We start from the raw sequence: 23118 nt of genomic DNA, 5'->3' as shown, positions 1-23118 counted from the left end.
TTGGCGGGCACCATGTGCAATGATCGATCCGTGATGACTGACGGCAAAAGACCACGGCAAACGTTTGAAGTTCTTGGTTTTTTCGTGATTTCCCGGTTTTTGCTATGCTGGCCGCCCCGCGGCACGAGGTAGCACCATGCAATTGATCGATATCGGCGTCAACCTGACCAACAGCAGTTTCCATGACCAGCAGGCGGCTGTGGTCGAGCGCGCCGTGCAGGCCGGCGTGGCGCAGATGGTGCTGACCGGCACCAGCCTGAGCGTCAGTGAAGAAGCCCTTGAACTGTGCCAGCGCCTGGATGAGCAAGGCCAGCGCCTGTTCAGCACCGCCGGTGTACACCCCCATGATGCCAAGAGCTGGACCAGCGACAGCGAGCGCCAGTTGCGCCACTTGCTCGAACAACCGCGGGTGCGCGCCGTCGGCGAATGCGGGCTGGACTTCAACCGCGACTTCTCCCCTCGCCCGGAGCAGGAAAAAGCCCTGGAAGCCCAACTGGCCCTGGCCGTCGAGCTGCGCCTGCCGGTGTTCCTCCACGAACGCGACGCCAGCGAGCGCCTGCTGGCAATCCTCAAGGGCTACCGCGACCAACTGAGCGCCGCCGTGGTGCATTGCTTTACCGGCGAGCGCGAGGCGCTGTTCGCCTACCTCGACCTCGACCTGCACATCGGCATCACTGGCTGGATCTGCGACGAGCGCCGCGGTACTCATCTGCATCCGCTGGTCGGCAACATCCCGACAGGCCGCCTGATGCTGGAGAGCGACGCGCCCTACCTGCTGCCGCGCAGCCTGCGGCCAAAACCGAAAAACGGCCGCAACGAGCCGGCGTATCTACCCGAAGTACTGCGCGAGGTGGCTCTGCATCGCGGCGAAACCGTCGAGTCCACCGCAGCCCACACCACCGCCTGCGCGCAGGCGTTCTTCGGGCTGCCTGTGGTTTCTTGACGCATATCAAGGAGGGTCCTGGCCTTGGCGGGCACAATGATGGCACCTTGCCAACAATGTTTCCGCCAACTCAGAGAAGACCTACCATGGGTGCCTGGCTTAGCAATATTTCCCTGAAGTACAAGTTCTGGGCCGTCAACGCAGTGGCCTTCGTCACCACCCTGCTGCTGGTGCTGTATGCAGTGTCACTGGAGCAGCAGGCGCGCGCTTCGGGCGCGCAGGCCCTGGCCCAGCGCCAGGCCGAATTGCTGGCCGCCTGGCCCGCCGAAAAAGACCTTCCGGACCAGCCTGGGCTGATTACCTGGGGCAGCGGACAGACTCCTGAATTTGCAGGCGAACCCCTCGAAGCCTTGCGTGATGCCCAGGGCTGGGTCGAGCTGCCCGGCGCCTGGATCGCAGGTAACAACCCTGTGCTGGGGGCCCAGGTGTTCCGCCAGGGCGATCGACACCTGGCCGTGCTGGCCCAGGCGCCTAGCCTGCGCCAGGTGTTCTTCGACCGTTTCGGCAACTATGCGGTGTGCGTGCTGGTGCTGATGCTGGCCATGCTCTGCGCTTCGCAGTTGTTGATCCGCTTCCTGCTCAGCCAGCTCAATACGTTGAAGGACGTGATGCTGCACGTGGAAAAAACTGGCGACCTCTCGGCCCGGGTGCCGCTGGCCTGTGGCGACGAAGTCGGGCAGATGGCCGGCGCGTTCAACGCCATGCAGACCACCTACCACCGTGTGGTCAGCACTGTCGCGCGCACCGCTGCGCAGCTCGACTCGGGTGCTGCTCGCCTGGCTGGGAGCATGGACGAAGTGCGCCACGGCATGATCGGCCAGCAGAGCGAGACCGACCAGGCCGCCACTGCGATCAACGAGATGACCGCCACCGTGCACCACATCGCCGAGCATGCCGGTGCCACCCGTGACTTGTCGCAGAGTGCCGACGGCCTCGCCGGCAGCGGCCAGGCCGTGGTCAGCCGGGTCCAGGACTCGATTGCCGGGCTGTCCAGCGGCGTGCAGCAGACCGCCGAGATGATCCGCCAATTGGCCGATGACAGCCAGAAGATCAACGGGGTGGTCGGGGTGATCCACAGCATCGCCGAACAGACCAACCTGCTCGCCCTCAATGCCGCCATCGAGGCCGCCCGCGCCGGCGACCTGGGCCGCGGCTTCGCGGTGGTCGCCGACGAAGTGCGCAACCTCGCCAAGCGCGTGCAAACCTCCACCGACGAAATCACCACGATGGTCGCTGACCTGCAGGCCGGCACCCGTGATGCCGTGGACTTCATGCAGGAGAGTTCGTACAAGGCCGACGACTGTGTCAAGCAGGCCCAGGAAGCTGGCGAGGCCCTTGCCGAGATCACCCGTGCCGTGGCACAGATGCGCGAGAACAATACCCAGATAGCGGTGGCTGCCGAGCAACAGAGCCAAGTGGCCGAAGAGATGAACCGCGCAGTGGTGAGCATCCGTGACGTCACCGAGCAGACCGTGCAGCAAACTGTGGGGTCAGCCACCACCAGCAGCGAGCTGGCGACCCTGGCTGGGGAATTGAGCAAAGCCATCGGCCAGCTCAAGCTCTAGCTATTGCCGGCATAGCCAGCCTCGATTGGCCCCCTCCCGGGGGCCGCACTAGACTTTGGGCATCTCCATGAGGAACTGCCCATGAGCAAGCGACTGCCCAACCTGCCCGCCTGGCAATGGCGCGGCTACCACCATAATCACCGCCACCCCGCCAACCTGGTGTTGCACCTGATTGCCGTGCCGCTGTTCATCCTGGGTGCGCTTTTGGTGCTGTCGGGGCTGTTCGCCCTGGACCTGTCGCAGATCGCCGTCGGCATCATCGCCCTGATCGCCGGCCTTGGCCTGCAACGCCAGGGGCATCGGCTGGAGGCCGAACAACCGGAACCCTTCGCCAACCGCAAGGACGCCGTGCAACGCCTGCTCACCGAGCAATTCATCACCTTCCCGCGGTTCGTGCTGAGCGGCGCCTGGTGGCGCGCCTGGCGCGAGCGGCACAAGCATCGGCATTGACCGCACGCTTCACGCGCCCCAGCAGCCTCAAGCGAACACGGTCACCGTCTGCCGACTCAATGCCAACAGCTCGCCGTCAGCCGTCCACAGGCGGGCTGCGGCATGCCCATAACCATCCCGCGCATACTCGGTCTCCACGCAATAGCCGCACCAGTCCTGCGTCGAAAGCCGTGGTGTGGGCTGGACGAATTCGATGGTCCAGGTCAGGGTGCTACCGGCGGCTGGCTGCTTCAGGTAAGGCAACAGGCTGGGCGGCCAGGCATCGACCAGGGCCAGCAGATGCGCCACTTCCAGGGGAGCATCGGGCACGTCACGCAGACGCACCCAGCCGCCCATGTGGCGTGAATCGTTGCCGCTGAACGGCAGCCCACCGATAGCCCAACGCAGCGCCACGTGACGCATGAACTCCGGGGTCACCCCTTTGATGTACGGCAACTCTGGCGCTGCCTGCTGCAATGGCTTGATCGCCATCGGGGGTTGCGCATCGACCGCGACCACCGAAGGCCTGCCGGCGCCGAAACTGCCCTGCACCAGCGTCACCACCTGGCCGCCCTGCACGGCACGACCGAGCAGGGTACAGACCGCCTTGCCCTCGCGCAGCACCTCCACTTCCAGGCTGATAGGCACATCCGGCGCCGCCGGGCCGACAAAGGTGATCGCCAGCGAACGCACCGGGCGGTCGTCAGCCAGTTTCTGCCGCATCGCCTCGTGCACCATCGCGGCCATAAGGCCGCCGAACACCGCCCGCCCCTGCGCCCAGCTGGGCGGCACACTGACCGCTTCAGGGTGCAGGCGTGCTGCCGCCAACAATTCGGTGAAGTTCATGTGCCCTGGCTCCTGCGCAAAAGTCCCGATCTTAACCAGCCCCCGCAGGTGCGGCAGCCCGCATATCGGTCATTTGCCGGGCTATCGACGCGCCACGGCCTTGCGCAACACCTCGAGGGTGATATCGGAGGTGCGTTCGGCGGCATGCAGTTCGTGCTCCCAGGCCACCTTGCAGCCTGCCAGGTCGCTGTGCTCACGCACTTGCAGCAACCATTGAAAACGGTCATGCCAGTCGCCCAGGTCTCCCTGGGCTTTCTTCAACAGCCTTTGCAGCTGCTTGCCGGCGTGATCGAGCTGCGGGTAAGCCTCGTCACCATAGCGCACGCGCTTGATCAACAAGCGCAAGCGATGCCGGTCGTGGGCCGGATCCTCCAGCGCCTGCGCCAAGGTATGCCACTGCTTGACCAGGCGCCTGTCGACACGCCGCTCCAGCCGCGGCACCAACCCTTCACGGTCGGCCGCACGCAGGAACAGCGGGAACACGTCGAGAATCGCCAGTACGCGGGCAAGCTGAGGGCTACGCGCCACGCTGGCGAACGTACGCGCCCTGCCCTCCAGGCGGCGCTGACCGGCCTGCAGGTGCCCGCGCTGGATGAGCTGCGCCGCCAGCACCTCGCGGTCACGCAGCGGCGTGGTCAAGGTACCCAGCGCCTGCGCCGCGTCCTCCAGTTGCTCCACCCCCGGCAAGCCACGCAGCGGGCGCATGAGGCTGCGCAGACGCCGCAGGGCGATACGCAGGTCATGCAGCGCCTCGCTGTCGGTATCGGCCGCCAGCCGCTCACGACAGGCCAGCAACCTTACCTGCAGCGTCAGTACCTGAAAAACCACATGGTCGAGCATGGCGGACATGGCGCGCTCCTCGGTCAACGCCCGGCGCGGGACTCACGAATATAGAAGCGCGCCTTCTCGGCTTTGTGGGTACAGCCTTCGAACGCTTCGAACTGCTGCTGGGTCTTGGCCCCGGTCAGCAGTGACAGTGCCTTGGAATAACTGACAGTACCGGCGAAGCCTTCGGCCTTGGCCAGGTCCAGTTCCTTCCACGCAGCATCGAGCTGGGTCCCGCAACTGTCGCGATAGGCCGTCTTGCCCGCGCAACCGGCCAAGGCCAGGACAATAAGAGGAAGGGTGATCCAGGCTTTCATCGGTGTTACCTCAAAGGTGAAAAAGTGGTCGTTCGACGGCACAGCGAGCAGAAAGTTGCCTGCTCAGCGTAGCCCAGTGCGGACTACATTGAAGCACAGGCAACAATGGGCGCATTGTAGGGCCGTGGTTGCACAATACGCAGGGGGAAGACCATGAGCAAACGCGTGGCATTGGTGCTCGGCTCGGGCGGTGCCCGGGGGTACGCGCACATCGGCGTGATCGAAGAAATCGAGCGTCGTGGCTATGAAATCGCCTGCATTGCAGGGTGCTCCATGGGCGCGGTGATCGGGGGCATCTACGCGGCCGGCAAGCTCGACGAATATCGCAGCTGGATCGAAAGCCTGGACTACCTGGACGTGCTGAGACTGGTGGATGTCAGCTTTCGCCTGGGGGCAATCCGTGGCGACAAGGTGTTCGGGCAGATCCGCAAGATCGTTGGCGAAATCAACATCGAGCAGCTGCGCATCCCCTACACGGCGGTGGCCACCGACCTTACCAACCAGCAAGAGATCTGGTTCCAGGAAGGCTGCCTGCATCAGGCGATGCGCGCCTCGGCGGCGATCCCCAGCCTGTTCACCCCGGTCATGCAAGGCAATCGCATGCTGGTCGATGGCGGCATCCTCAACCCGCTGCCGATCGTGCCGGTGGTGTCCAGCCACTGCGACCTGATCATTGCGGTCAACCTCAACGCCACCAACCAGAAGCAGTACCAGTTGCCGGTGATCGAACGCCCGGCGGCCTTCAAGATGCGCTTCGACTCACTGATCAGCTCGCTCGGCTCGCACCTGCCGTTTCGCCGCAAACCCGCCGAGGAGCTGATGCGCATCGAACAGGAAATCACCGCTGACGGCCTGACCACGTCCAACCCCTGGCTGGGCGAAAGCGCCGGGCCACAGGGCCAGCAGCCTGCCGCGGCGCCCGAGACCGAAGGCGCGCCAAAGTCCGCGACCGGCTCGTTCATCATCGATAACGTCGGCCCTGCTTCGCTGCTCGACCTGATCAACCAGAGCTTCGAGGTGATGCAGACCTCACTGGCGCAATACAAGATCGCCGGTTATCCGCCGGATGTGCTGATCAACGTACCCAAGCGGGTATGCCGGTTCTTCGAGTTCTACAAGGCGCCTGAACTGATCGCACTGGGGCGCGAAGTCGCCAGGGATACGCTGGACAGCCATGAGGGGGTGCGCCGTTAGGGGCCTGTGCAGCAGAAACGAAACAGGCCGCATACGCGGCCTGTTTCGTCATTGCTGCATCACTCAGTAGCGGGTGATGTCGGCACTGCTTTCCAGCCATTTGCGGTAGGCCGCGAAGTCTTGCGAACCGGCACGCGAAGCGAGGTAGCGACGGATCTGCGCCTTCTCTTCGTCGGTGGCGGCAGCGCCCTCGTTGACACCCTTGAGCTGCAACACCACCAGGCTACCGTCGCCCAGCACCACACTGCCGTACACCGGCTGGTCCTTGGACGCCGGCTTGCCCAGGCGGAACACCGCCTGCAGCTCGGCAGGGTCGATGCCGTCCTGGCCACGGGTAGCGGCTTCCTGGACCTTCCAGCTCTGGCTTGCTGCCTTGATCGAGCCGTCACGCAGGCCGGCAATCAGCTTGTCAGCCTTGCCCTTGAGCTCGGCAGTCGCCTTCTCTTTGGCCAGATGCGCGCTGATGTTCTTGGCCACGGCTTCCAGCGGCAATTGCTCAGGCTTGCGATGTTCCTTGACGCGCAGCACGACCACGGTCTCCGGGTCCAGCTCGACGCCGTTGCTGTTGGCGCCCTCCTCCAGCACTTCTTCACTGAAGGCAGCCTGGATCACCGCACGGTTGGCGGTAATGCCCTCGCCACCTTCACGGCCGAAGGCCGCAGAGGTCTGCACTTTCAGGCCAAGGTCCTGAGCCGGCTGACCCAGGTCGGAGGCTTCGAACGCGGCATCTTCAAGCTGCTTGGTGGCCTCGACGAAGCGCTGCTCCACTTGCTGGGTTTTCAGCTCGTGGGTCAGCTTGTCCTTCAGGCTGGCGAAGCTAGGTACATCCGGCGCTTCGACGCCGAGCAGCTTGATCAGGTGGTAACCAAACTCGGTACGCACCGGGGCGGAAACCTGATCCTTGTTCAGCTTGTACAGCGCGTCCTCGAAGGCCGGGTCGTACACGCCCGGGCCTGCAAAGCCAAGGTCACCGCCGGTGTTGGCAGAGCCTGGGTCCTGAGAGAACTCCTTGGCCAGCTTGGCAAAATCCTCGCCCTTGTTCAGGCGCTGCTGGATTTCTTCGATGCGGGCCTTGGCCTGGGCATCGTTGGCCTTGTCGTTGACTTCGATGAGGATGTGCGCAGCATGGCGCTGCTCACCCAGGTTGGCGATTTCCTTGTCGTACAACGCCTTGAGTTCGTCGTCGTTGACCTTGACCTGGTCGAAGAAGGCCGACTTCTTCAGCTCGATGTAATCAATGACCACCTGATCGGGGGTCATGAATTCCTTGGCGTGCTGGTCGTAGTGAGCCTTCACCTCGTCGTCGCTGACCTTGACCGCAGCCGGGTCGGCCTTGAAGGTCAGGGCGGCGAAATCACGGGTCTGCTTCTCCAGGCGGGCGAACGCCTCAACCTGCTTGTCGGTGACGAAGCTGCTGCCGGCAAGGCCGGTGCGCAACTGGCCGATGAGCATTTCCTGGGCGAGCATCTCGCGGAACTGCATGCGACCGTAGCCCATCTGGCGGATGACCGAATCGAAACGCTCGGCACTGAACTTGCCATCGACCTGGAACTCAGGCGTCTGCAGGATCAGTTGGTCCAGTGCAGCTTCGGAGAAAGCGAACTTGGCATCCTCGGCGCCCTGCAACAGCAGTTTGCGATCGATCAGCCCCTTGAGCGCAGCCTCGCGCAGCATCTTTTCGTCCAGCAGCGCAGGGTCGAAGTCCTTGCCCAGCTGTTGCATCAGCTGGCGGCGCTGCATGTCCACGGCCTGGCTCAGCTCGTTCTGGCTGATGGTCTGGCCGTTTACCTTGGCGGCGTCCTGGCTGTGGGTTGCGGCCTGGAAGATGGCCTCGAAACCGGTCAATGCCATCAGCACGACGATGAGGCCGATAATGGTCTTGGCAATCCAACCTTGTGAATTGTCCCTGATATTCTGCAGCATGCGTCCCCCAGAAACGGCTGTACCACTGCGTCGACAACCGCGGAGCGTGGGTAGAATCCTGATAGAAAAAAGGCGCATCCAGTGGATGCGCCCTTTTCGAAGCTTGCGTACCAGCGGGAACGTTTGCGAACCCGCCCGTCACGCGGTCGACCCTGGCCGAAACCTGGGCCGGCTGAAAGAGACGACTTAGTTGACGGCGTCTTTCAGGCCTTTACCAGCCTTGAAACCTGGAACCTTGGCGGCAGCGATCTTGATCGCCTTGCCGGTTTGCGGGTTACGGCCGGTGCGCTCGGCGCGCTCTTTGACCGAGAAGGTACCGAAGCCAACCAGAACGACGTCGTCGCCTGCTTTCAGGGCACCGGTCACGGAGTCAATTACTGCGTCCAGCGCACGGCCGGCAACAGCTTTCGGGATGTCAGCGGATGCGGCGATAGCGTCAATCAGTTCCGACTTGTTCACTCTAAGTCCCCTTATTTCTCTATTGAGTTTGTTTCTAAGTATGTAATGAAAAGCGTGTGTAACGAGCGCTGGGTGGCCTGTTGAAAATGGCGTGCCGCTTTATAGCAAGGGCCCGAAAAAGCTGTCAACCAAAGCCCCCCAGCGAAATACTTACTAATGCGTGCTGATTCTTTCCTTAGCATCGCTGTCGCGCTTGTCATCTTTGGCGACAATCTCCGGAGCCACATCTGGCAAGGGCTCCGGGGCGTATTGCAGCGCAATTTGGAGGACTTCGTCAATCCATTTGACCGGTTTGATCTGAAGATCCTGTTTGATATTTTCTGGAATTTCCTTCAAGTCGCGAACATTCTCCTCGGGAATGATCACCGTCTTGATCCCGCCACGGTGTGCCGCCAGCAGTTTTTCCTTGAGGCCACCAATGGCCAGAACCTGACCACGCAGGGTGATCTCGCCGGTCATCGCGACATCTGCGCGCACGGGGATCTGGGTCAACGCCGAGACCAATGCGGTGCACATGCCGATGCCTGCGCTCGGGCCATCCTTGGGTGTAGCACCTTCAGGCATATGGATGTGAACGTCGCGCTTTTCATGGAAGTCTGCAGCGATCCCCAGGCTTGCGGCACGGCTTCGCACCACGGTTTGCGCAGCGGTGATCGACTCGACCATGACGTCGCCCAGCGAGCCGGTCTTGATCAGCTGGCCCTTGCCGGGAATGACCACAGCTTCGATGGTCAGCAGCTCACCACCCACCTGGGTCCAGGCAAGGCCGGTGACCTGGCCGATCTGGTCCTGCTGCTCGGCGAGGCCGTAGCGGAATTTCTTCACGCCCAGCAGTTGCTCAAGCTGCTCGCCAGTAACCTTGACCTTGAACTGCTTCTGCCCAGTGTGCTCCTTGACCACCTTGCGGCACACCTTGGCGATCTGCCGCTCCAGGCCTCGCACACCAGCTTCGCGGGTGTAGTAGCGAATGATGTCACGGATCGCCGAAACATCGACCTCCAGCTCATCCTTCTTCAGGCCGTTGGCCTTGACCTGCTTGGGCACCAGGTACTTGACCGCGATGTTGATCTTCTCGTCCTCGGTGTAACCCGGCAGACGGATGACTTCCATGCGGTCGAGCAGCGCCGGCGGGATGTTCATCGAGTTCGAGGTGCACAGGAACATCACGTCCGACAGGTCGTAGTCGACCTCCAGGTAGTGATCGTTGAAGTTGTGGTTCTGCTCCGGGTCGAGCACCTCCAGCAGCGCCGACGCCGGGTCGCCACGCATGTCGCTGCCCATCTTGTCGATTTCGTCGAGCAGGAACAGCGGGTTGCGGACGCCCACCTTGGTCATTTTCTGGATCAGGCGGCCCGGCATCGAACCAATGTAGGTACGACGGTGACCGCGGATTTCTGCTTCGTCACGCACGCCACCGAGGGCCATGCGCACGAACTTGCGATTGGTGGCAGCGGCAATCGACTCGGCCAGCGAGGTCTTGCCCACGCCAGGCGGGCCGACCAGGCACAGCACCGGGCCGCGAATCTTCTTCACCCGCTTCTGCACGGCGAGGTATTCGAGAATGCGTTCCTTGACCTCTTCCAGGCCATAGTGGTCGGCATCGAGGATCTCTTCGGCCTTGGCCAGGTCCAGGCGCACCTTGCTCTGAGCCTTCCACGGCACCTGCACCAGCCAGTCCAGGTACGAACGCACCACGGTGGCCTCAGCGGACATCGGCGACATCTGCTTGAGCTTGTTGAGCTCAGCCTGGGCCTTGGTCAGGGCGTCTTTCGGCAGGCCGGCAGCTTCGATGCGCTTCTTGAGCTCTTCGACTTCGTTGTGACCTTCGTCGCCATCGCCGAGTTCTTTCTGAATGGCCTTCATCTGCTCATTCAGGTAGTACTCGCGCTGGCTGCGCTCCATCTGCTTCTTGACCCGGCCACGGATGCGCTTCTCGACCTGCAACAGGTCGATCTCGGCATCCAGCAGCGCCAGCACGTGCTCGACACGGGCCTGCAGCTCGACAATCTCGAGGATTTCCTGCTTCTGCTCGATCTTCAAGGCCATGTGCGCGGCCATGGTATCGACCAGGCGGCCCGGCTCTTCGATGCTGTTCAGTGAAGACAGCACTTCGGCCGGGACCTTCTTGCCCAGCTGCACATACTGTTCGAACTGCGACAGCAAAGTGCGCACGAAGACTTCGGACTCGCGCTCGGCGGCCTCCACTTCGTCGATCAGGCTGACTTCGGCACGGATGTGGCCGTCGATTTCATTGAAACGTTCGACCGAGCCGCGCTGCTCGCCCTCGACCAGCACCTTGACGGTGCCATCGGGCAGCTTGAGCAGTTGCAGGACGGTGGCGACGGTACCGACGCGGTACAGGGCATCCTCACCCGGATCATCGTCGGCAGGGTTTTTCTGGGCCAGCAGGAGGATCTGCTTTTCGCCCGTCATCGCCGCCTCGAGGGCTTCGATGGACTTCTCACGCCCCACGAACAGTGGGATGACCATGTGCGGATAGACGACAACGTCGCGCAATGGCAAAAGAGGCAAGTCGAGGGTGGTCTTCATGATTTCGCCTCTACAGCGGCCTTGTGGCCGGAAACCGTTGGAAATGGTGCTTGGAGCTAATGTGGGGGCAGCCCTTTGAAATTACAAGCGTCGATACCAGGAAATGCAAAAAGGGGCCCGAAGGCCCCTTTCTGCATGCTGCCCCTTGCCCGATCAGGCGTCGGGGGCGGCTTTGGCTTGCGGCTCGCTGTTTTCGTAGATCAGCAGCGGCTTCGAAGTACCCTCGATGACGCTCTCGTCGATCACCACCTTGCTGACTTCCTTCTGCGAAGGAATCTCGTACATGGTGTCGAGCAGCACGCCTTCCAGGATCGAACGCAGGCCACGGGCACCGGTCTTGCGATCCAGCGCCTTGCGGGCAACGGCCTTGAGCGCATCGCTGCGGAACTCGAGGTCGACGCTTTCCATTTCGAACAGCTTGGCGTACTGCTTGGTCAGCGCGTTCTTCGGCTCGGTCAGAATCTGCATCAGTGCAGCCTCGTCCAGCTCGTCCAGCGTCGCCAGTACCGGCAGACGACCGACGAACTCGGGGATGAGACCAAACTTGACCAGATCGTCCGGCTCGACCTCACGCAGAGACTCGCCGACTTTCTTGCCTTCTTCCTTGCTGCGCACTTCTGCACTGAAACCGATACCACCCTTGGTGGAACGGTTCTGGATGACCTTTTCCAGGCCAGAGAAGGCGCCACCGCAGATGAACAGGATATTGCGGGTATCAACCTGCAGGAATTCCTGTTGCGGGTGCTTGCGACCACCTTGCGGCGGCACGGAAGCGACGGTGCCTTCGATCAGTTTCAGCAGTGCCTGCTGCACGCCCTCACCCGAAACATCGCGGGTAATGGACGGGTTGTCCGACTTGCGCGAGATCTTGTCGATCTCGTCGATGTAGACGATGCCCATCTGGGCCTTTTCCACGTCGTAGTCGCACTTTTGCAGCAGTTTCTGAATGATGTTCTCGACGTCCTCACCCACATAACCGGCTTCGGTCAGGGTGGTGGCGTCAGCAATGGTGAACGGTACGTTCAGCAGGCGCGCGAGGGTTTCGGCGAGCAGCGTCTTGCCCGAGCCGGTTGGCCCGATCAGCAGGATGTTGCTTTTGCCGAGTTCGACTTCGTCGCCCTTCTTGTCACGCTGGTTCAGGCGCTTGTAGTGGTTGTACACCGCTACGGCAAGCACCTTCTTGGCGCGCTCCTGACCAATGACATACTGGTCCAGGATGCCGCTGATTTCTTTCGGCGAGGGTAACTTGTGCGCGTTGCTCTCGGCCTGGGCTTCCTGCACCTCCTCACGGATGATGTCGTTGCACAGGTCGACGCACTCGTCGCAGATAAATACCGAGGGGCCGGCAATCAACTTGCGCACTTCGTGCTGGCTTTTGCCGCAGAAGGAGCAATAGAGCAATTTGCCGTTGTCCTCGCCGTTACGGGTGTCAGTCATTCGATCGATCCAATCCGGTAGGCTTGAAACACAAGATGAAGGCAATCGCAGGCTTTTTCAAGTCCGCGGGTGGGCGCTTTCCACGCCCGCCCGCTCTGGCGCATTGCTTCAGGATGCCAGTTGCCGCTTGTCGTAGACCGAGTCGATCAGGCCGTACTCGGCCGCGCGCGCAGCGCTCATGAAGTTGTCACGCTCGGTATCGCGCTTGATGGTCTCGAGCGGCTGGCCGGTGTGATGGGCCAGCAGCTCGTTCAGGCGCGCCTTGATGTTGAGGATTTCCTGGGCGTGGATCTCGATGTCGGTCGCCTGACCCTGGAAGCCGCCGAGCGGCTGGTGAATCATCACGCGCGAGTTCGGCAGGCAGTGGCGCTTGCCAGCGGCACCGGCCGCCAACAGGAAGGCGCCCATGCTGCAGGCCTGGCCGATGCAGATGGTCGAGACGTCCGGCTTGATGAACTGCATGGTGTCGTAGATCGACATACCGGCAGTCACCGAACCGCCCGGCGAGTTGATGTACAGATGGATATCCTTGTCCGGGTTTTCCGCTTCCAGGAACAGCAGCTGCGCCACCACCAGGTTGGCCATGTAGTCTTCTACGGGGCCGACCAGGAAGATCACCCGCTCCTTCAAGAGGCGCGAGTAGATGTCATAGGCGCGTTCGCCACGGGCGGACTGCTCGATAACCATCGGGACCAGGCCGCCTGCGGCCTGGATGTCAGAGCTCTGCTGAATATAAGAATTGCGGGACATGTCCTGCACTCACTCCCAAATAGTCATGGCTTGAATACGCACAAGCCAGCGCGAAGGCTGGCTTGTGGGGGTTTCCTACGAGAGTAGCCTGTTACTCAGCGTCGGCTTGAGCCTGTGCTGGCTTTACAGCTTCTTCGTACGAGACCGATTTGTCGGTCACAGTCGCTTTCTGCAGGACAGTATCTACAACTTGTTCTTCCAGTACAACCGAACGCACTTCGTTCAGTTGCTGGTCGTTCTTGTAGTACCAGGCGATAACCTGCTCTGGCTCCTGGTAGGCCGAAGCCATTTCTTCGATCATTTCACGCACTTTGGCGTCGTCCGGCTTCAGCTCGAACTGCTTGACCACTTCGGCGACGATCAGGCCCAGCACCACGCGGCGCTTGGCTTGCTCTTCGAACAGCTCGGCCGGCAGTTGGTCAGGCTTGATGTTGCCACCGAACTGCTGGACAGCCTGCACGCGCAGACGGTTGACTTCGTTTTCCAGCAGGGCTTTTGGCACTTCGATCGGGTTGGCGGCCAGCAGACCGTCCATGACCTGGTTCTTGACCTTGGTCTTGGTGGCCTGACGCAGTTCGCGCTCCATGTTCTTGCGAACTTCGGTGCGGAAGCCTTCCAGGGTCGACTCTTTGATACCGAATTGAGCGAAGAACTCTTCGTTCAGTTCTGGCAGCTGTGGTGCCGAAACGCTGTTGACGGTGATGGTGAACTCGGCGGCTTTGCCAGCCAGGTCGAGGTTCTGGTAGTCCTCTGGGAAGGTCACGTTGACAACGCGCTCTTCACCGGCCTTGGCGCCGACCAGACCTTCTTCGAAGCCTGGGATCATGCGGCCGGAACCCAGCACCAGCTGAGTGCCCTTGGCCGAACCACCGGCGAAGGCTTCACCGTCGATCTTGCCAACGAAGTCGATGTTGACTTGATCGTCGTTCTGCGCAGCGCGCTCGACAGCTTCGAAACGGGTGTTCTGCTTGCGCAGCACGTCCAGCATCTTGTCCAGGTCGGCATCGGCCACTTCGGCGCTCAGGCGCTCGACGCTGATCGATTCCAGGCCCGAAACGGTGAACTCAGGGAAGACTTCGAAGATGGCGACGAACTCGAGGTCCTTGCCCTTTTCGAACGACTTCGGCTCAACGGCAGGGGCGCCAGCCGGGTTCAGCTTCTGCTCGACGATAGCTTCGTAGAAGGAGGCCTGGACCAGGTCACCGAAAGCTTCCTGACGGGCATCGGCTTCGAAACGCTGGCGAATGACGCTCATCGGCACCTTGCCAGGACGGAAGCCTGCAACCTTGGCGCGACGGGCAGTCTGCTGCAGACGCTTGTTGACTTCGTTCTCGACGCGCTCGGCCGGAACGGCGATGGTCATGCGGCGCTCGAGAGCGGAAGTGTTTTCAACAGAAACTTGCATGGATATTCCTCGTTGCACAGACGTTAGCCGGCGATAGCCCGACTCCAGAATCAAGGGCAAGCATTCTAGTGACTCATTCAGCAGAAGTCACCCCACCCGGATTGTCGGCAGACCACGCCGGTCGATTTCCCTGAAAGGCCCGAGCGCCGTGGCGTCGAACCTGTTTAAGCGTTGCCCGCGCGGGCCGTCACAGGCCGCGCGATTGTAAAACCTTGTCAAACAAACCCCGCCCAACCCGAACGCACCTTTTATTGCGGCTCGATCTCGTTGAACTGGCAGTATTCTTCCCACTCCATCCCCAGCGCCTCAGCCACCTCGCGATGGGTTTCCAGGCGCATCGCCTGCAGCTGCTCCGGCGTTTGCGCGATCAATTGCAGGGCCAATTCCCAGGGCTGGATACCCTGCTCATCGGCGGCATCCTCGAACGCCCATTCGATCTGCTGCGCCTGCTCGAGGGCATCCAGCTCGCGAATCTCCTCGAGCAGTTGCGGATTGGCTTCGGCGAAACGTTGCAGCGCCAGGGCCTGGCGCGCTTCTTTTGCGATCATTTGCGGTATTCCTCTGCCAGCATCTTGGCCGGACGGTCAACCGGCTGAAATCTAACAGCTTTTATTGGGGCATCAATAGAGGATTGCAAGGGGTGAGCCGAGCAATGATTGCAGCCCCCTCAGCCCGGACTCTGCAGCGGCCGCTGGCTCGAGCACCGCAAACCATGCAATGCAAAAACAACAAAGGCGCCCGATCTTTCGATCAAGGCGCCTTCATAAAATATGGGGTGGACGATGGGAATCGAACCCACGACAACCGGAATCACAATCCGGCGCTCTACCAACTGAGCTACGCCCACCATAATGCAGTGTTGCGGTACAGCCTTACAGAAACATGGTGCGGACGAAGAGACTCGAACTCTTACAGCTTGCGCCGCTGGAACCTAAATCCAGTGTGTCTACCAATTTCACCACGTCCGCATGAAGCGCTTAAAACAAAGGCGCCTGATCATTCAATCCTGGCGCCTTTGCCGAATCTGGGGTGGACGATGGGAATCGAACCCACGACAACCGGAATCACAATCCGGCGCTCTACCAACTGAGCTACGCCCACCATATTGCGTTACTGCTTACTTGCCCAGGCCTAATGGCGCACCCGGCAGGACTCGAACCTGCGACCATCCGCTTAGAAGGCGGATGCTCTATCCAGCTGAGCTACGGGCGCTTAAGCTTTCAGTCCGACTCAACAAGCCAACAAACCGCTTATTCCGTCCAACTTTGCCAACCCGTGCCAGGCAGTGCCCGACAAGTGCGGCGAATCTTATAGCCGACCCTCAAAGTCGTCAACATGTTTCTGAAAAAAATTTAAATTATTGAAGGGGTTAGGGGATTTGCCCGACCACCCGCCTTTGCCCTTGCGCCGTGTCGTGCGAGAATGCGCGCTTCTTCATGTTTCCTTCTCGATGGTTAATCACGCGTCTATGACTGCACACCTTATCGATGGCAAGGCGATCGCCGCCAACCTGCGCAAGCAGATCGCGCAACGTGTCGCGGAGCGCCGCCAGCAGGGCCTGCGTACGCCAGGCCTGGCAGTGATCCTGGTCGGTACCGACCCGGCCTCCCAAGTCTATGTCTCGCACAAGCGCAAGGACTGCGAAGAAGTCGGCTTCATCTCGCAGGCCTTCGACCTGCCCAGCGAAACCACCCAGCAGGCCCTGACCGAGCTGATCGACCGCCTCAATGACGACCCGGCCGTCGATGGCATCCTGCTGCAGTTGCCGCTGCCCGCGCACCTGGACGCCTCGCTGCTGCTCGAGCGCATCCGCCCGGACAAGGACGTCGACGGCTTCCACCCGTACAACATCGGCCGCCTCGCGCAACGCATCCCGCTGCTGCGCCCGTGCACCCCAAAGGGCATCATCACCCTGCTGGAAAGCACCGGCCAGGACCTGTACGGCATGAACGCGGTCATCGTCGGCGCTTCCAACATCGTCGGTCGCCCGATGGCCATGGAACTGCTGCTGGCCGGCTGCACCGTCACCGTCTGCCACCGCTTCACCAAGGACCTGGCCGGCCACGTTGGCCGTGCCGACCTGCTGGTGGTCGCCGCCGGCAAGCCGGGCCTGGTCAAGGGTGAGTGGGTCAAGGAAGGTGCGATCGTCATCGACGTCGGCATCAACCGCCAGGAAGACGGCAAGCTGGTCGGCGACGTGGTCTACGAGACCGCCCTGCCCCGCGCTGGCTGGATCACCCCGGTACCCGGCGGCGTTGGCCCGATGACCCGCGCCTGCCTGCTGGAAAATACGCTGTATGCCGCTGAAGAGCTGCACAAGTAAGTTGGCGTGAAGCGAAAACGGCACCTCTGGCAGGTGCCGTTTTTTTTGCCTGGCGTTTTTGCAAAAGCCCTATCGCGGGGCAAGCCCGCTCCCACGCTACATGGCGCTGCATAGCGTGGGAGCGGGCTTGCCCCGTGATGAGGCCCTTGAAGCTAACCGATCACTTGCGCGCCGCCTCCCACGACTTCAGCAATTCGTTGTAGCTGACCGTTTCGCCCTTTGGCTTCTCGTTGGCCAGCTTCGGCTTCGGCGCCCCCGGCTGGTCGAACCAGTACTGGGCATCCTTCTCGGGGTTGAGCTTGGGCGCACAGGTGGCCTGCGCGTTGGAGCGCTGCAGCCGCTCCATCATCCGGTCCTGATCCCGCGCCAGCCCGTCCAGCGCCTCTTGCGGCGTCTTCTCGCCACTGGCCACCTCGGCGATATGGCTCCACCACAGCTGCGCCAGGCGCGGATAATCCGGCACGTTGGTGCCGGTCGGCGTCCACTGCACCCGCGCCGGGCTTCTGTAGAACTCCACCAGCCCGCCCAGCTTGGGCGCCAGGTCGGTCATGGCCTGGGAGTTGATGTCCGACTCGCGGATCGGCGTCAGGCCGACGACGGTCTTCTTCAGCGACACGGTCTTGGAGGTGACGAACTGGGCATACAGCCAGGCCGCCAGACGCTGTTTCTCAGGGGTGGATTTGAAGAAGGTCCAGGAGCCGGTGTCCTGATAACCGAGCTTCATCCCCTCCTCCCAGTACGGTCCCTTGGGCGAGGGCGCCATGCGCCACTTCGGCGTGCCGTCGGCGTTGACCACCGGCAGCCCGGGCTTGGTCATGTCGGCGGTGAAGGCGGTGTACCAGAAGATCTGCTGGGCGATGTTGCCCTGCGCCGGCACCGGGCCCGCCTCGGAGAAAGTCATGCCCTGGGCTTCCTTGGGGGCGTAGGCGCGCATCCAGTCCACGTACTTCTGCGTGGCGAACACCGCCGCCGGGCCATTGGTGTCGCCGCCGCGGGTCACACTGGAGCCCACCGGGTGGCAGTCCTCCACGCGAATGCCCCACTCGTCCACCGGCAGGCCGTTGGGCAGCCCCTTGTCGCCACCGCCGGCCATGGAAAACCAGGCATCGGTGAAACGCCAGCCCAGCGAAGGGTCCTTCTTGCCATAGTCCATGTGGCCATAGACCCGCTTGCCGTCGATCTCCTTGACGTCCTCGCTGAAGAACTTGGCGATGTCCTCGTAGGCCGACCAGTTCACCGGCACGCCCAACTCGTAGCCGTACTTCTCCTTGAACTTGGCTTTCAGGTCCGGGCGCTCGAACCAGTCGGCGCGGAACCAGTAGAGGTTGGCGAACTGCTGGTCAGGCAACTGGTAGATCTTGCCGTCCGGCGCAGTGGTGAAGGAAATGCCGATGAAGTCCTTCAGGTCCAGGGTTGGCGAGGTGTAGTTCTTGCCCTCATTGGCCATCAGGTCGGTGATCGACTCCACCTTGCCATAGCGAAAGTGCGTGCCGATCAAATCGGAATCGTTGACCCAGCCGTCATAGATGTTCTTGTCCGACTGCATCTGGGTCTGCAGTTTTTCCACCACATCGCCTTCCTGCAGCAGGTCGTGGGTCAACTGGATGCCGGTGATCTCGGTGAAGGCCTTGGCCAGCACCTTGGACTCGTATTCGTGGGTGGTGATGGTTTCCGACACCACGTTGATCTTCATCCCACGGAACGGCTCGGCGGCCTTGATGAACCACTTGAGCTCTTCGAGTTGCTGCTCCGGGGTCAGGGTCGACGGCTTGAACTCGCTGCCGATCCATTTTTTCGCCGCGTCTTCGTACTGGTCGGCCCAGGCCGTGCCGTGCAGGCCGGCCAGCACCAGCAGTGCGGCCAGGGTCAAATGTCGCCGTTTGTTGTCGTTATCGAACATTGTGATCTCCAGATTGCAGAAGGATCCTTGCCCCAGGCTCAACCCCAGCGCAGCACCACCACCAGCCACGCCAGCGACAGCAGCGAGGCCACCCACAACGGCCAGTCGCTCCCCCCCACCACCAGCAGATGCAGGTAGGCGCTGACCAACAAGCCGATGAACAGCCGGTCGCCACGGGTCGTGGCAATCGGCAGAAAACCGCGACGTTCCAGGCACGGGCGGCGCAGTTCGAACAGGGTCATGCACATCAACAACAGGCCGATCGCCGAGAAGAACAGCGCGGTCGGCAGGGTCCAGGCCATCCACTCCATCATCCGCCCTCCTCACACCCGGCCCAGGGCAAAGCCCTTGGCCACATGGTTGCGCACGAACCAGATCACCAGCATGCCCGGCAAAATGGTCAGCACCCCGGCCGCCGCCAGCACGCCCCAGTCGATACCCGAGGCGGACACCGTGCGGGTCATCACCGCCGCGATCGGCTTGGCGTTCACTGAAGTGAGGGTGCGTGCCAGCAGCAGCTCGACCCAAGAGAACATGAAGCAGAAGAAGGCCGTCACGCCGATCCCCGAACCGATCAGCGGGATGAAGATCTTCACGAAGAACCGCGGGAAGCTGTACCCATCGATGTAGGCGGTTTCATCGATCTCCTTCGGCACCCCGCTCATGAAGCCCTCCAGAATCCACACCGCCAGCGGCACGTTGAACAGGCAGTGGGCCAGGGCCACGGCAATGTGCGTATCGAACAGGCCGATCGACGAATACAGCTGGAAGAACGGCAGCAGGAACACCGCCGGCGGCGCCATGCGGTTGGTCAGCAGCCAGAAGAACAGGTGCCGGTCGCCAAGAAAGCGATAGCGCGAAAAGGCATAGGCCGCCGGCAAGGCCACCGTCAGCGAGATGACCGTGTTCAGGCACACGTAGTACAGCGAGTTGATATAGCCGCTGTACCAGCTGGCGTCGGTGAAGATCACCCGGTAGTTGTCGAAGGTAAACACCTGCGGCCACAACGTCAGCCCACCGAGGATCTCGCTGTTGCTCTTGAACGACATGTTCAGCAGCCAGTAGATCGGCACCAACAGGAAGAAGAAGTACAACAGCAGGGCCAGCGTTTTGCGCTTGCTCATGGCCTACTCCTTGTCGGCGTGGGTCATGGCTGTGTAGAACAGCCACGACACCAGCAGGATGATCAGGAAGTACACCAGCGAGAACGCCGCCGCCGGCCCCAGGTCGAACTGCCCGACCGCCATGCGCGTGAGGGTCTGGCTGAGGAACGTGGTGGCATTGCCCGGCCCGCCGCCTGTGAGCACGAACGGCTCGGTGTAGATCATGAAGCTGTCCATGAACCGCAGCATCACCGCGATCAGCAGCACATTCTTGAGCTTCGGCAGCTGGATATGGCGAAACACCGCCCAGCCCGATGCCCGGTCGATGCGCGCGGCCTGGTAGTACACGTCGGGGATGGCGCGCAAACCCGAGTAGCACAGCAGCGCCACCAGCGAAGTCCAGTGCCACACGTCCATCACCAACACGGTGACCCAGGCGTCAAGCGGGTCGCCGGCATAGTTGTAGTTGACCTCAAGCTTGGCCAGCGTCGCGCCGAGCAGACCGATGTCGGCGCGGCCGAAGATCTGCCAGATGGTGCCCACCACGTTCCACGGGATCAGCAAGGGGATGGCCATGAGGATCAGGCACACCGACGCCATGCGCCCACGGGTCGGCATGGTCAGGGCGATGGCGATGCCCAGCGGGATTTCGATGGCCAGCACGCACCCGGAATAGATGAACTGGCGCAGCAGCGCATCATGCAGCGCCGGGTCGCGTAGCACCTGGCGGTACCAGTCGGCACCGACGAAGTAACGGTTGGAGGCATCGAAGATGTCCTGCACCGAGTAGTTGACCACGGTCATCATCGGGATCACGGCGCTGAACGCCACCAGCAGGAACACCGGCAGCACCAGCCACCAGGCCTTGTTGTTCGGCACCTTGTTCATGCCTCGGCCTCCACCAGCAGATCGTCCAGGTAGAGCATCAGCCATTGCGGCGGCAGGCTCACCCAGGCCCGGCCATGGGGCACCACCCGGTCCTCGCCCAGGCGCGCCTTGAGGGTCACCCCCGCCAGCACCAGCGTGAGGATGCGGTAGGTACCCAGGTCCTCCACGTCCACCACGCGCGTCTCGAAAGCGTTGTCGAAGGGGTGCTCCCACACCTGCACGAACTCCGGGCGGATGCCCACCTGCAAACGCCCGCCTTCAGAGGTTGCCAGGCGCTCACGCACCCCCTCGTGCAACACCAGATGGACATCGCCAAAGCTCACGCCGTCGGCCTCGGCGCGCACATCGATCAGGTTCATCCCGGGGCTGCCGATGAAATAGCCGACGAAGGTATGCCGGGGCCGTTCGAACAGCTCGCGTGGGGTGCCGAACTGGACGATGCGCCCGGCGTGCATCACCGCGATCTTGTCGGCGAAGGTCGAGGCCTCCAGCTGATCGTGGGTGACGTAGATCATGGTGATGTTGAACTGTTCGTGGATCTGCTTGAGCTTGCGCCGCAGCTTCCATTTCAGGTGCGGGTCGATCACCGTCAGCGGCTCGTCGAAAAGGATCGCCGAAACGTCGTCGCGCACCAGCCCGCGGCCCATGGAGACCTTCTGCTTTTCGTCGGCGCTGAGGTTGCGCGCGCGCTTGTGCAGCACCGCGGTCAGCTCCAGCACCTCGGCGATTTCCTCGACCCGCGCACGCACCCGCGCCTCGTCCAAGCCCTGGTTGCGCAGGGGGAAGGCCAAGTTGTCGAACACCGTCATGGTGTCGTACACCACCGGGAACTGGAACACCTGAGCGATGTTGCGCTGCTGCGGGGTCAAGGCGTTGACCACCTTGCCGTCGAACAGCACCTCGCCATGTGAGGGCGCCAGCAGGCCAGAGATGATGTTGAGCAAGGTCGACTTGCCGCAGCCGGACGGCCCGAGCAAGGCATAGGCACCGCCCTGAGCCCACACATGCTCCAGCTCATGCAAGGCGTAGTCGTCGGCGCTTGCGGGCGAGCGGCTGTAACTGTGGGCCAGCTGGTGCAGGCGGATCTCGGCCATCAGGCGCTCCTCGCGTCGCGCAGGCGCGGCGCCTGCACCAGGGTGTCGGCGCTGTCGAAGATGAACAGCTTGTGGGTGGGGACGAACACACGGATCGGCGTGTCCACCTGATATTCGTGCACGCCCGGCAGATGCAGGGTCATGCGCCAGTGCTCGTTGCGCACATGCAGGAAGGTTTCCGAGCCGCTGATCTCGGCCAGCTCCACCAGCACCGCCAGCTCCAGGTCATCGTCGCGCGACGGCACCAGGGTCAGGTGGCCGGGGCGGATGCCGAAACGATACTCGCCGTCCGCCAGTTCACGCAGGTCGGCCGTGCGGGCAAAGTGCACGGCACCGGCCAGGCTCACCTCGTTGCCGACGATGCGCCCGGGCACCAGGTTGATCGGCGGCTCGCAGAACAGCTCGGCGGCCAGCACGCTGGCGGGCCGTTGATACACCTCGGTGGTGCGGCCGCTCTGGATCACCCGGCCCTCGTGCAGCAAGGTGGTTGTGCCACCCAAGGCCAGCGCCTCGTTGGGCTCGGTGGTGGCATACACGGCGATGCAGTTGCGCTCGGCGAACAGGCCGCGCAGCTCCTGGCGCAAGCCCTCGCGCAGCTTGTAGTCGAGGTTGACCAAGGGCTCGTCGAACAGGATCAGCGAGGCGTCCTTGACCAATGCCCGGGCCATGGCGGTGCGCTGCTGCTGGCCACCCGACAATTCCAGCGGCAGGCGCCCGAGAAAGGGCTCGATGCGCAACATCTCGGCGGTTTCGCGCACCCGCCGCTGGATGTCCGGTTCGGCCATGCGCGCCTGGCGCAACGGCGAGGCGATGTTCTCGAACACCGTGAGGGTGGGGTAGTTGATGAACTGTTGATAGACCATCGATACGTTGCGGCTGCGCACCGGCCGCCCGGTGACATCCTCGCCATCCATCAGCACCCGGCCGCTGTCCGGGCGGTCGAGGCCGGCCATCAGGCGCATCAGGCTGGTCTTGCCGGCCAGGGTGCGGCCCAGCAGCACGTTGAACGAGCCGGGCTCGAAGCGCAGGCTGGCGTCGTCGATCCACAGCTGGTTGTCGACACTGCGGCGTACCTGCTCCAGCACCAGGGACATGGCGTGGCCTTCTTGTAATGGTTGTCCAGCCCACTCAGCCAGTTCCGTGCCAGCCCGGCACAACCGCTCTAAA

General features: G+C 62.3%; 21 protein-coding genes and 4 tRNA genes. 5 read left to right on the top strand and 20 right to left on the bottom strand.

All coding sequences use genetic code 11. The features are described from left to right. Window positions 1-136 precede the first annotated feature (136 nt). From EJA05_RS10055 to EJA05_RS10045, 3 genes are all read left to right on the top strand, one after another. Window positions 137-943 (top strand): TatD family hydrolase, encoded by an 807-nt coding sequence (locus EJA05_RS10055; RefSeq protein ID WP_125858126.1) that lies wholly within the window; start codon window positions 137-139, stop codon window positions 941-943. Between the two features lie 86 nt (window positions 944-1029). Beyond that, window positions 1030-2508 (top strand): methyl-accepting chemotaxis protein, encoded by a 1479-nt coding sequence (locus EJA05_RS10050; protein ID WP_125858125.1) that lies wholly within the window; start codon window positions 1030-1032, stop codon window positions 2506-2508. Between the two features lie 81 nt (window positions 2509-2589). Beyond that, window positions 2590-2958 (top strand): Mpo1-like protein, encoded by a 369-nt coding sequence (locus EJA05_RS10045; RefSeq protein WP_125858124.1) that lies wholly within the window; start codon window positions 2590-2592, stop codon window positions 2956-2958. A 27-nt stretch (window positions 2959-2985) separates the two neighbouring features. On the opposite strand, the gene EJA05_RS10040 is transcribed toward EJA05_RS10045, so the two are convergent. From EJA05_RS10040 to EJA05_RS10030, 3 genes are all read right to left on the bottom strand, one after another. Continuing rightward, complete coding sequence (locus EJA05_RS10040; RefSeq protein ID WP_125858123.1) at window positions 2986-3783, bottom strand: acyl-CoA thioesterase; 798 nt, start codon at window positions 3781-3783, stop codon at window positions 2986-2988. 81 nt (window positions 3784-3864) lie between these two features. Beyond that, entirely contained in the window at window positions 3865-4632 is a 768-nt protein-coding gene (locus EJA05_RS10035) for a CHAD domain-containing protein (RefSeq protein ID WP_125858122.1), read from the bottom strand. Window positions 4633-4646: 14 nt separating this feature from the next. Beyond that, complete coding sequence (locus EJA05_RS10030) at window positions 4647-4925, bottom strand: hypothetical protein (RefSeq protein ID WP_110994350.1); 279 nt, start codon at window positions 4923-4925, stop codon at window positions 4647-4649. Window positions 4926-5078: 153 nt separating this feature from the next. Here EJA05_RS10030 and EJA05_RS10025 point away from each other — a divergent pair, with 153 nt between their 5' ends. Beyond that, complete coding sequence (locus EJA05_RS10025) at window positions 5079-6119, top strand: patatin-like phospholipase family protein (protein WP_125858121.1); 1041 nt, start codon at window positions 5079-5081, stop codon at window positions 6117-6119. Window positions 6120-6182: 63 nt separating this feature from the next. Here the strand turns inward: EJA05_RS10025 and EJA05_RS10020 are convergent, their stop codons facing one another. The 11 genes from EJA05_RS10020 to EJA05_RS09970 form a co-directional block, all read right to left on the bottom strand. Then, entirely contained in the window at window positions 6183-8042 is a 1860-nt protein-coding gene (locus EJA05_RS10020; protein ID WP_125858120.1) for a SurA N-terminal domain-containing protein, read from the bottom strand. Window positions 8043-8228: 186 nt separating this feature from the next. After that, complete coding sequence (gene hupB / locus EJA05_RS10015; protein ID WP_054892387.1) at window positions 8229-8501, bottom strand: nucleoid-associated protein HU-beta; 273 nt, start codon at window positions 8499-8501, stop codon at window positions 8229-8231. Window positions 8502-8654: 153 nt separating this feature from the next. Next, complete coding sequence (gene lon, locus EJA05_RS10010) at window positions 8655-11051, bottom strand: endopeptidase La (RefSeq protein ID WP_125858119.1); 2397 nt, start codon at window positions 11049-11051, stop codon at window positions 8655-8657. Between the two features lie 153 nt (window positions 11052-11204). Beyond that, the gene (gene clpX / locus EJA05_RS10005; protein WP_125463465.1) at window positions 11205-12488 is read right to left on the bottom strand and encodes an ATP-dependent Clp protease ATP-binding subunit ClpX; all 1284 of its coding nucleotides are present in this window, start codon (window positions 12486-12488) and stop codon (window positions 11205-11207) included. A gap of 108 nt (window positions 12489-12596) precedes the next feature. Continuing rightward, window positions 12597-13238 (bottom strand): ATP-dependent Clp endopeptidase proteolytic subunit ClpP, encoded by a 642-nt coding sequence (clpP, locus tag EJA05_RS10000; RefSeq protein ID WP_023629742.1) that lies wholly within the window; start codon window positions 13236-13238, stop codon window positions 12597-12599. Between the two features lie 91 nt (window positions 13239-13329). After that, window positions 13330-14643: a trigger factor gene (tig, locus tag EJA05_RS09995; protein WP_125858118.1), complete on the bottom strand. Its 1314-nt coding sequence runs from the start codon at window positions 14641-14643 to the stop codon at window positions 13330-13332. A gap of 248 nt (window positions 14644-14891) precedes the next feature. Continuing rightward, window positions 14892-15191 (bottom strand): DUF6388 family protein, encoded by a 300-nt coding sequence (locus EJA05_RS09990; protein ID WP_125858117.1) that lies wholly within the window; start codon window positions 15189-15191, stop codon window positions 14892-14894. 223 nt (window positions 15192-15414) lie between these two features. Beyond that, window positions 15415-15490, bottom strand: a tRNA-His gene (locus EJA05_RS09985). A 36-nt stretch (window positions 15491-15526) separates the two neighbouring features. After that, a tRNA-Leu gene (locus EJA05_RS09980) sits at window positions 15527-15611 on the bottom strand. A 57-nt stretch (window positions 15612-15668) separates the two neighbouring features. Continuing rightward, a tRNA-His gene (locus EJA05_RS09975) sits at window positions 15669-15744 on the bottom strand. A 34-nt stretch (window positions 15745-15778) separates the two neighbouring features. After that, window positions 15779-15855: transfer RNA gene (locus EJA05_RS09970), tRNA-Arg, on the bottom strand. Window positions 15856-16111: 256 nt separating this feature from the next. On the opposite strand from EJA05_RS09970, the gene folD reads away from it, so the two are divergent. Continuing rightward, window positions 16112-16966, top strand: a complete 855-nt coding sequence (folD, locus tag EJA05_RS09965) for a bifunctional methylenetetrahydrofolate dehydrogenase/methenyltetrahydrofolate cyclohydrolase FolD (protein WP_110994358.1) — start codon at window positions 16112-16114, stop codon at window positions 16964-16966. Window positions 16967-17126: 160 nt separating this feature from the next. Here the strand turns inward: folD and EJA05_RS09960 are convergent, their stop codons facing one another. Genes EJA05_RS09960 through EJA05_RS09935 form a run of 6 tightly spaced genes read right to left on the bottom strand, consistent with a single transcriptional unit; the run spans window position 17127 to window position 23045 of the window. Further along, window positions 17127-18866, bottom strand: a complete 1740-nt coding sequence (locus EJA05_RS09960) for an ABC transporter substrate-binding protein (protein ID WP_110994359.1) — start codon at window positions 18864-18866, stop codon at window positions 17127-17129. Window positions 18867-18904: 38 nt separating this feature from the next. Continuing rightward, on the bottom strand, window positions 18905-19177 hold the full coding sequence (locus EJA05_RS09955) for a DUF2160 domain-containing protein (protein ID WP_125861275.1): 273 nt from the start codon (window positions 19175-19177) through the stop codon (window positions 18905-18907). 12 nt (window positions 19178-19189) lie between these two features. After that, window positions 19190-19990 carry a carbohydrate ABC transporter permease gene (locus EJA05_RS09950; RefSeq protein ID WP_125463462.1) on the bottom strand — a complete coding sequence of 267 codons (801 nt, stop codon included), beginning with the start codon at window positions 19988-19990 and terminating at the stop codon, window positions 19190-19192. A gap of 3 nt (window positions 19991-19993) precedes the next feature. Then, window positions 19994-20857 (bottom strand): carbohydrate ABC transporter permease, encoded by an 864-nt coding sequence (locus tag EJA05_RS09945; protein ID WP_125858116.1) that lies wholly within the window; start codon window positions 20855-20857, stop codon window positions 19994-19996. Then, the gene (locus EJA05_RS09940) at window positions 20854-21951 is read right to left on the bottom strand and encodes an ABC transporter ATP-binding protein (protein WP_125858115.1); all 1098 of its coding nucleotides are present in this window, start codon (window positions 21949-21951) and stop codon (window positions 20854-20856) included. Before EJA05_RS09940 ends, EJA05_RS09945 begins: the two co-directional genes overlap by 4 nt. After that, a complete protein-coding gene (locus tag EJA05_RS09935; RefSeq protein ID WP_125858114.1) occupies window positions 21951-23045 on the bottom strand; it encodes an ABC transporter ATP-binding protein in 1095 nt (364 codons plus the stop codon). Before EJA05_RS09935 ends, EJA05_RS09940 begins: the two co-directional genes overlap by 1 nt. Between the last annotated feature and the right edge of the window lie 73 nt (window positions 23046-23118).

The organism is Pseudomonas oryziphila (assembly GCF_003940825.1).
Taxonomy (GTDB): domain Bacteria; phylum Pseudomonadota; class Gammaproteobacteria; order Pseudomonadales; family Pseudomonadaceae; genus Aquipseudomonas; species Aquipseudomonas sichuanensis.
Note: the sequence above shows the minus strand (reverse complement) of the source record. Positions and strands in the feature narration are given on the sequence as shown.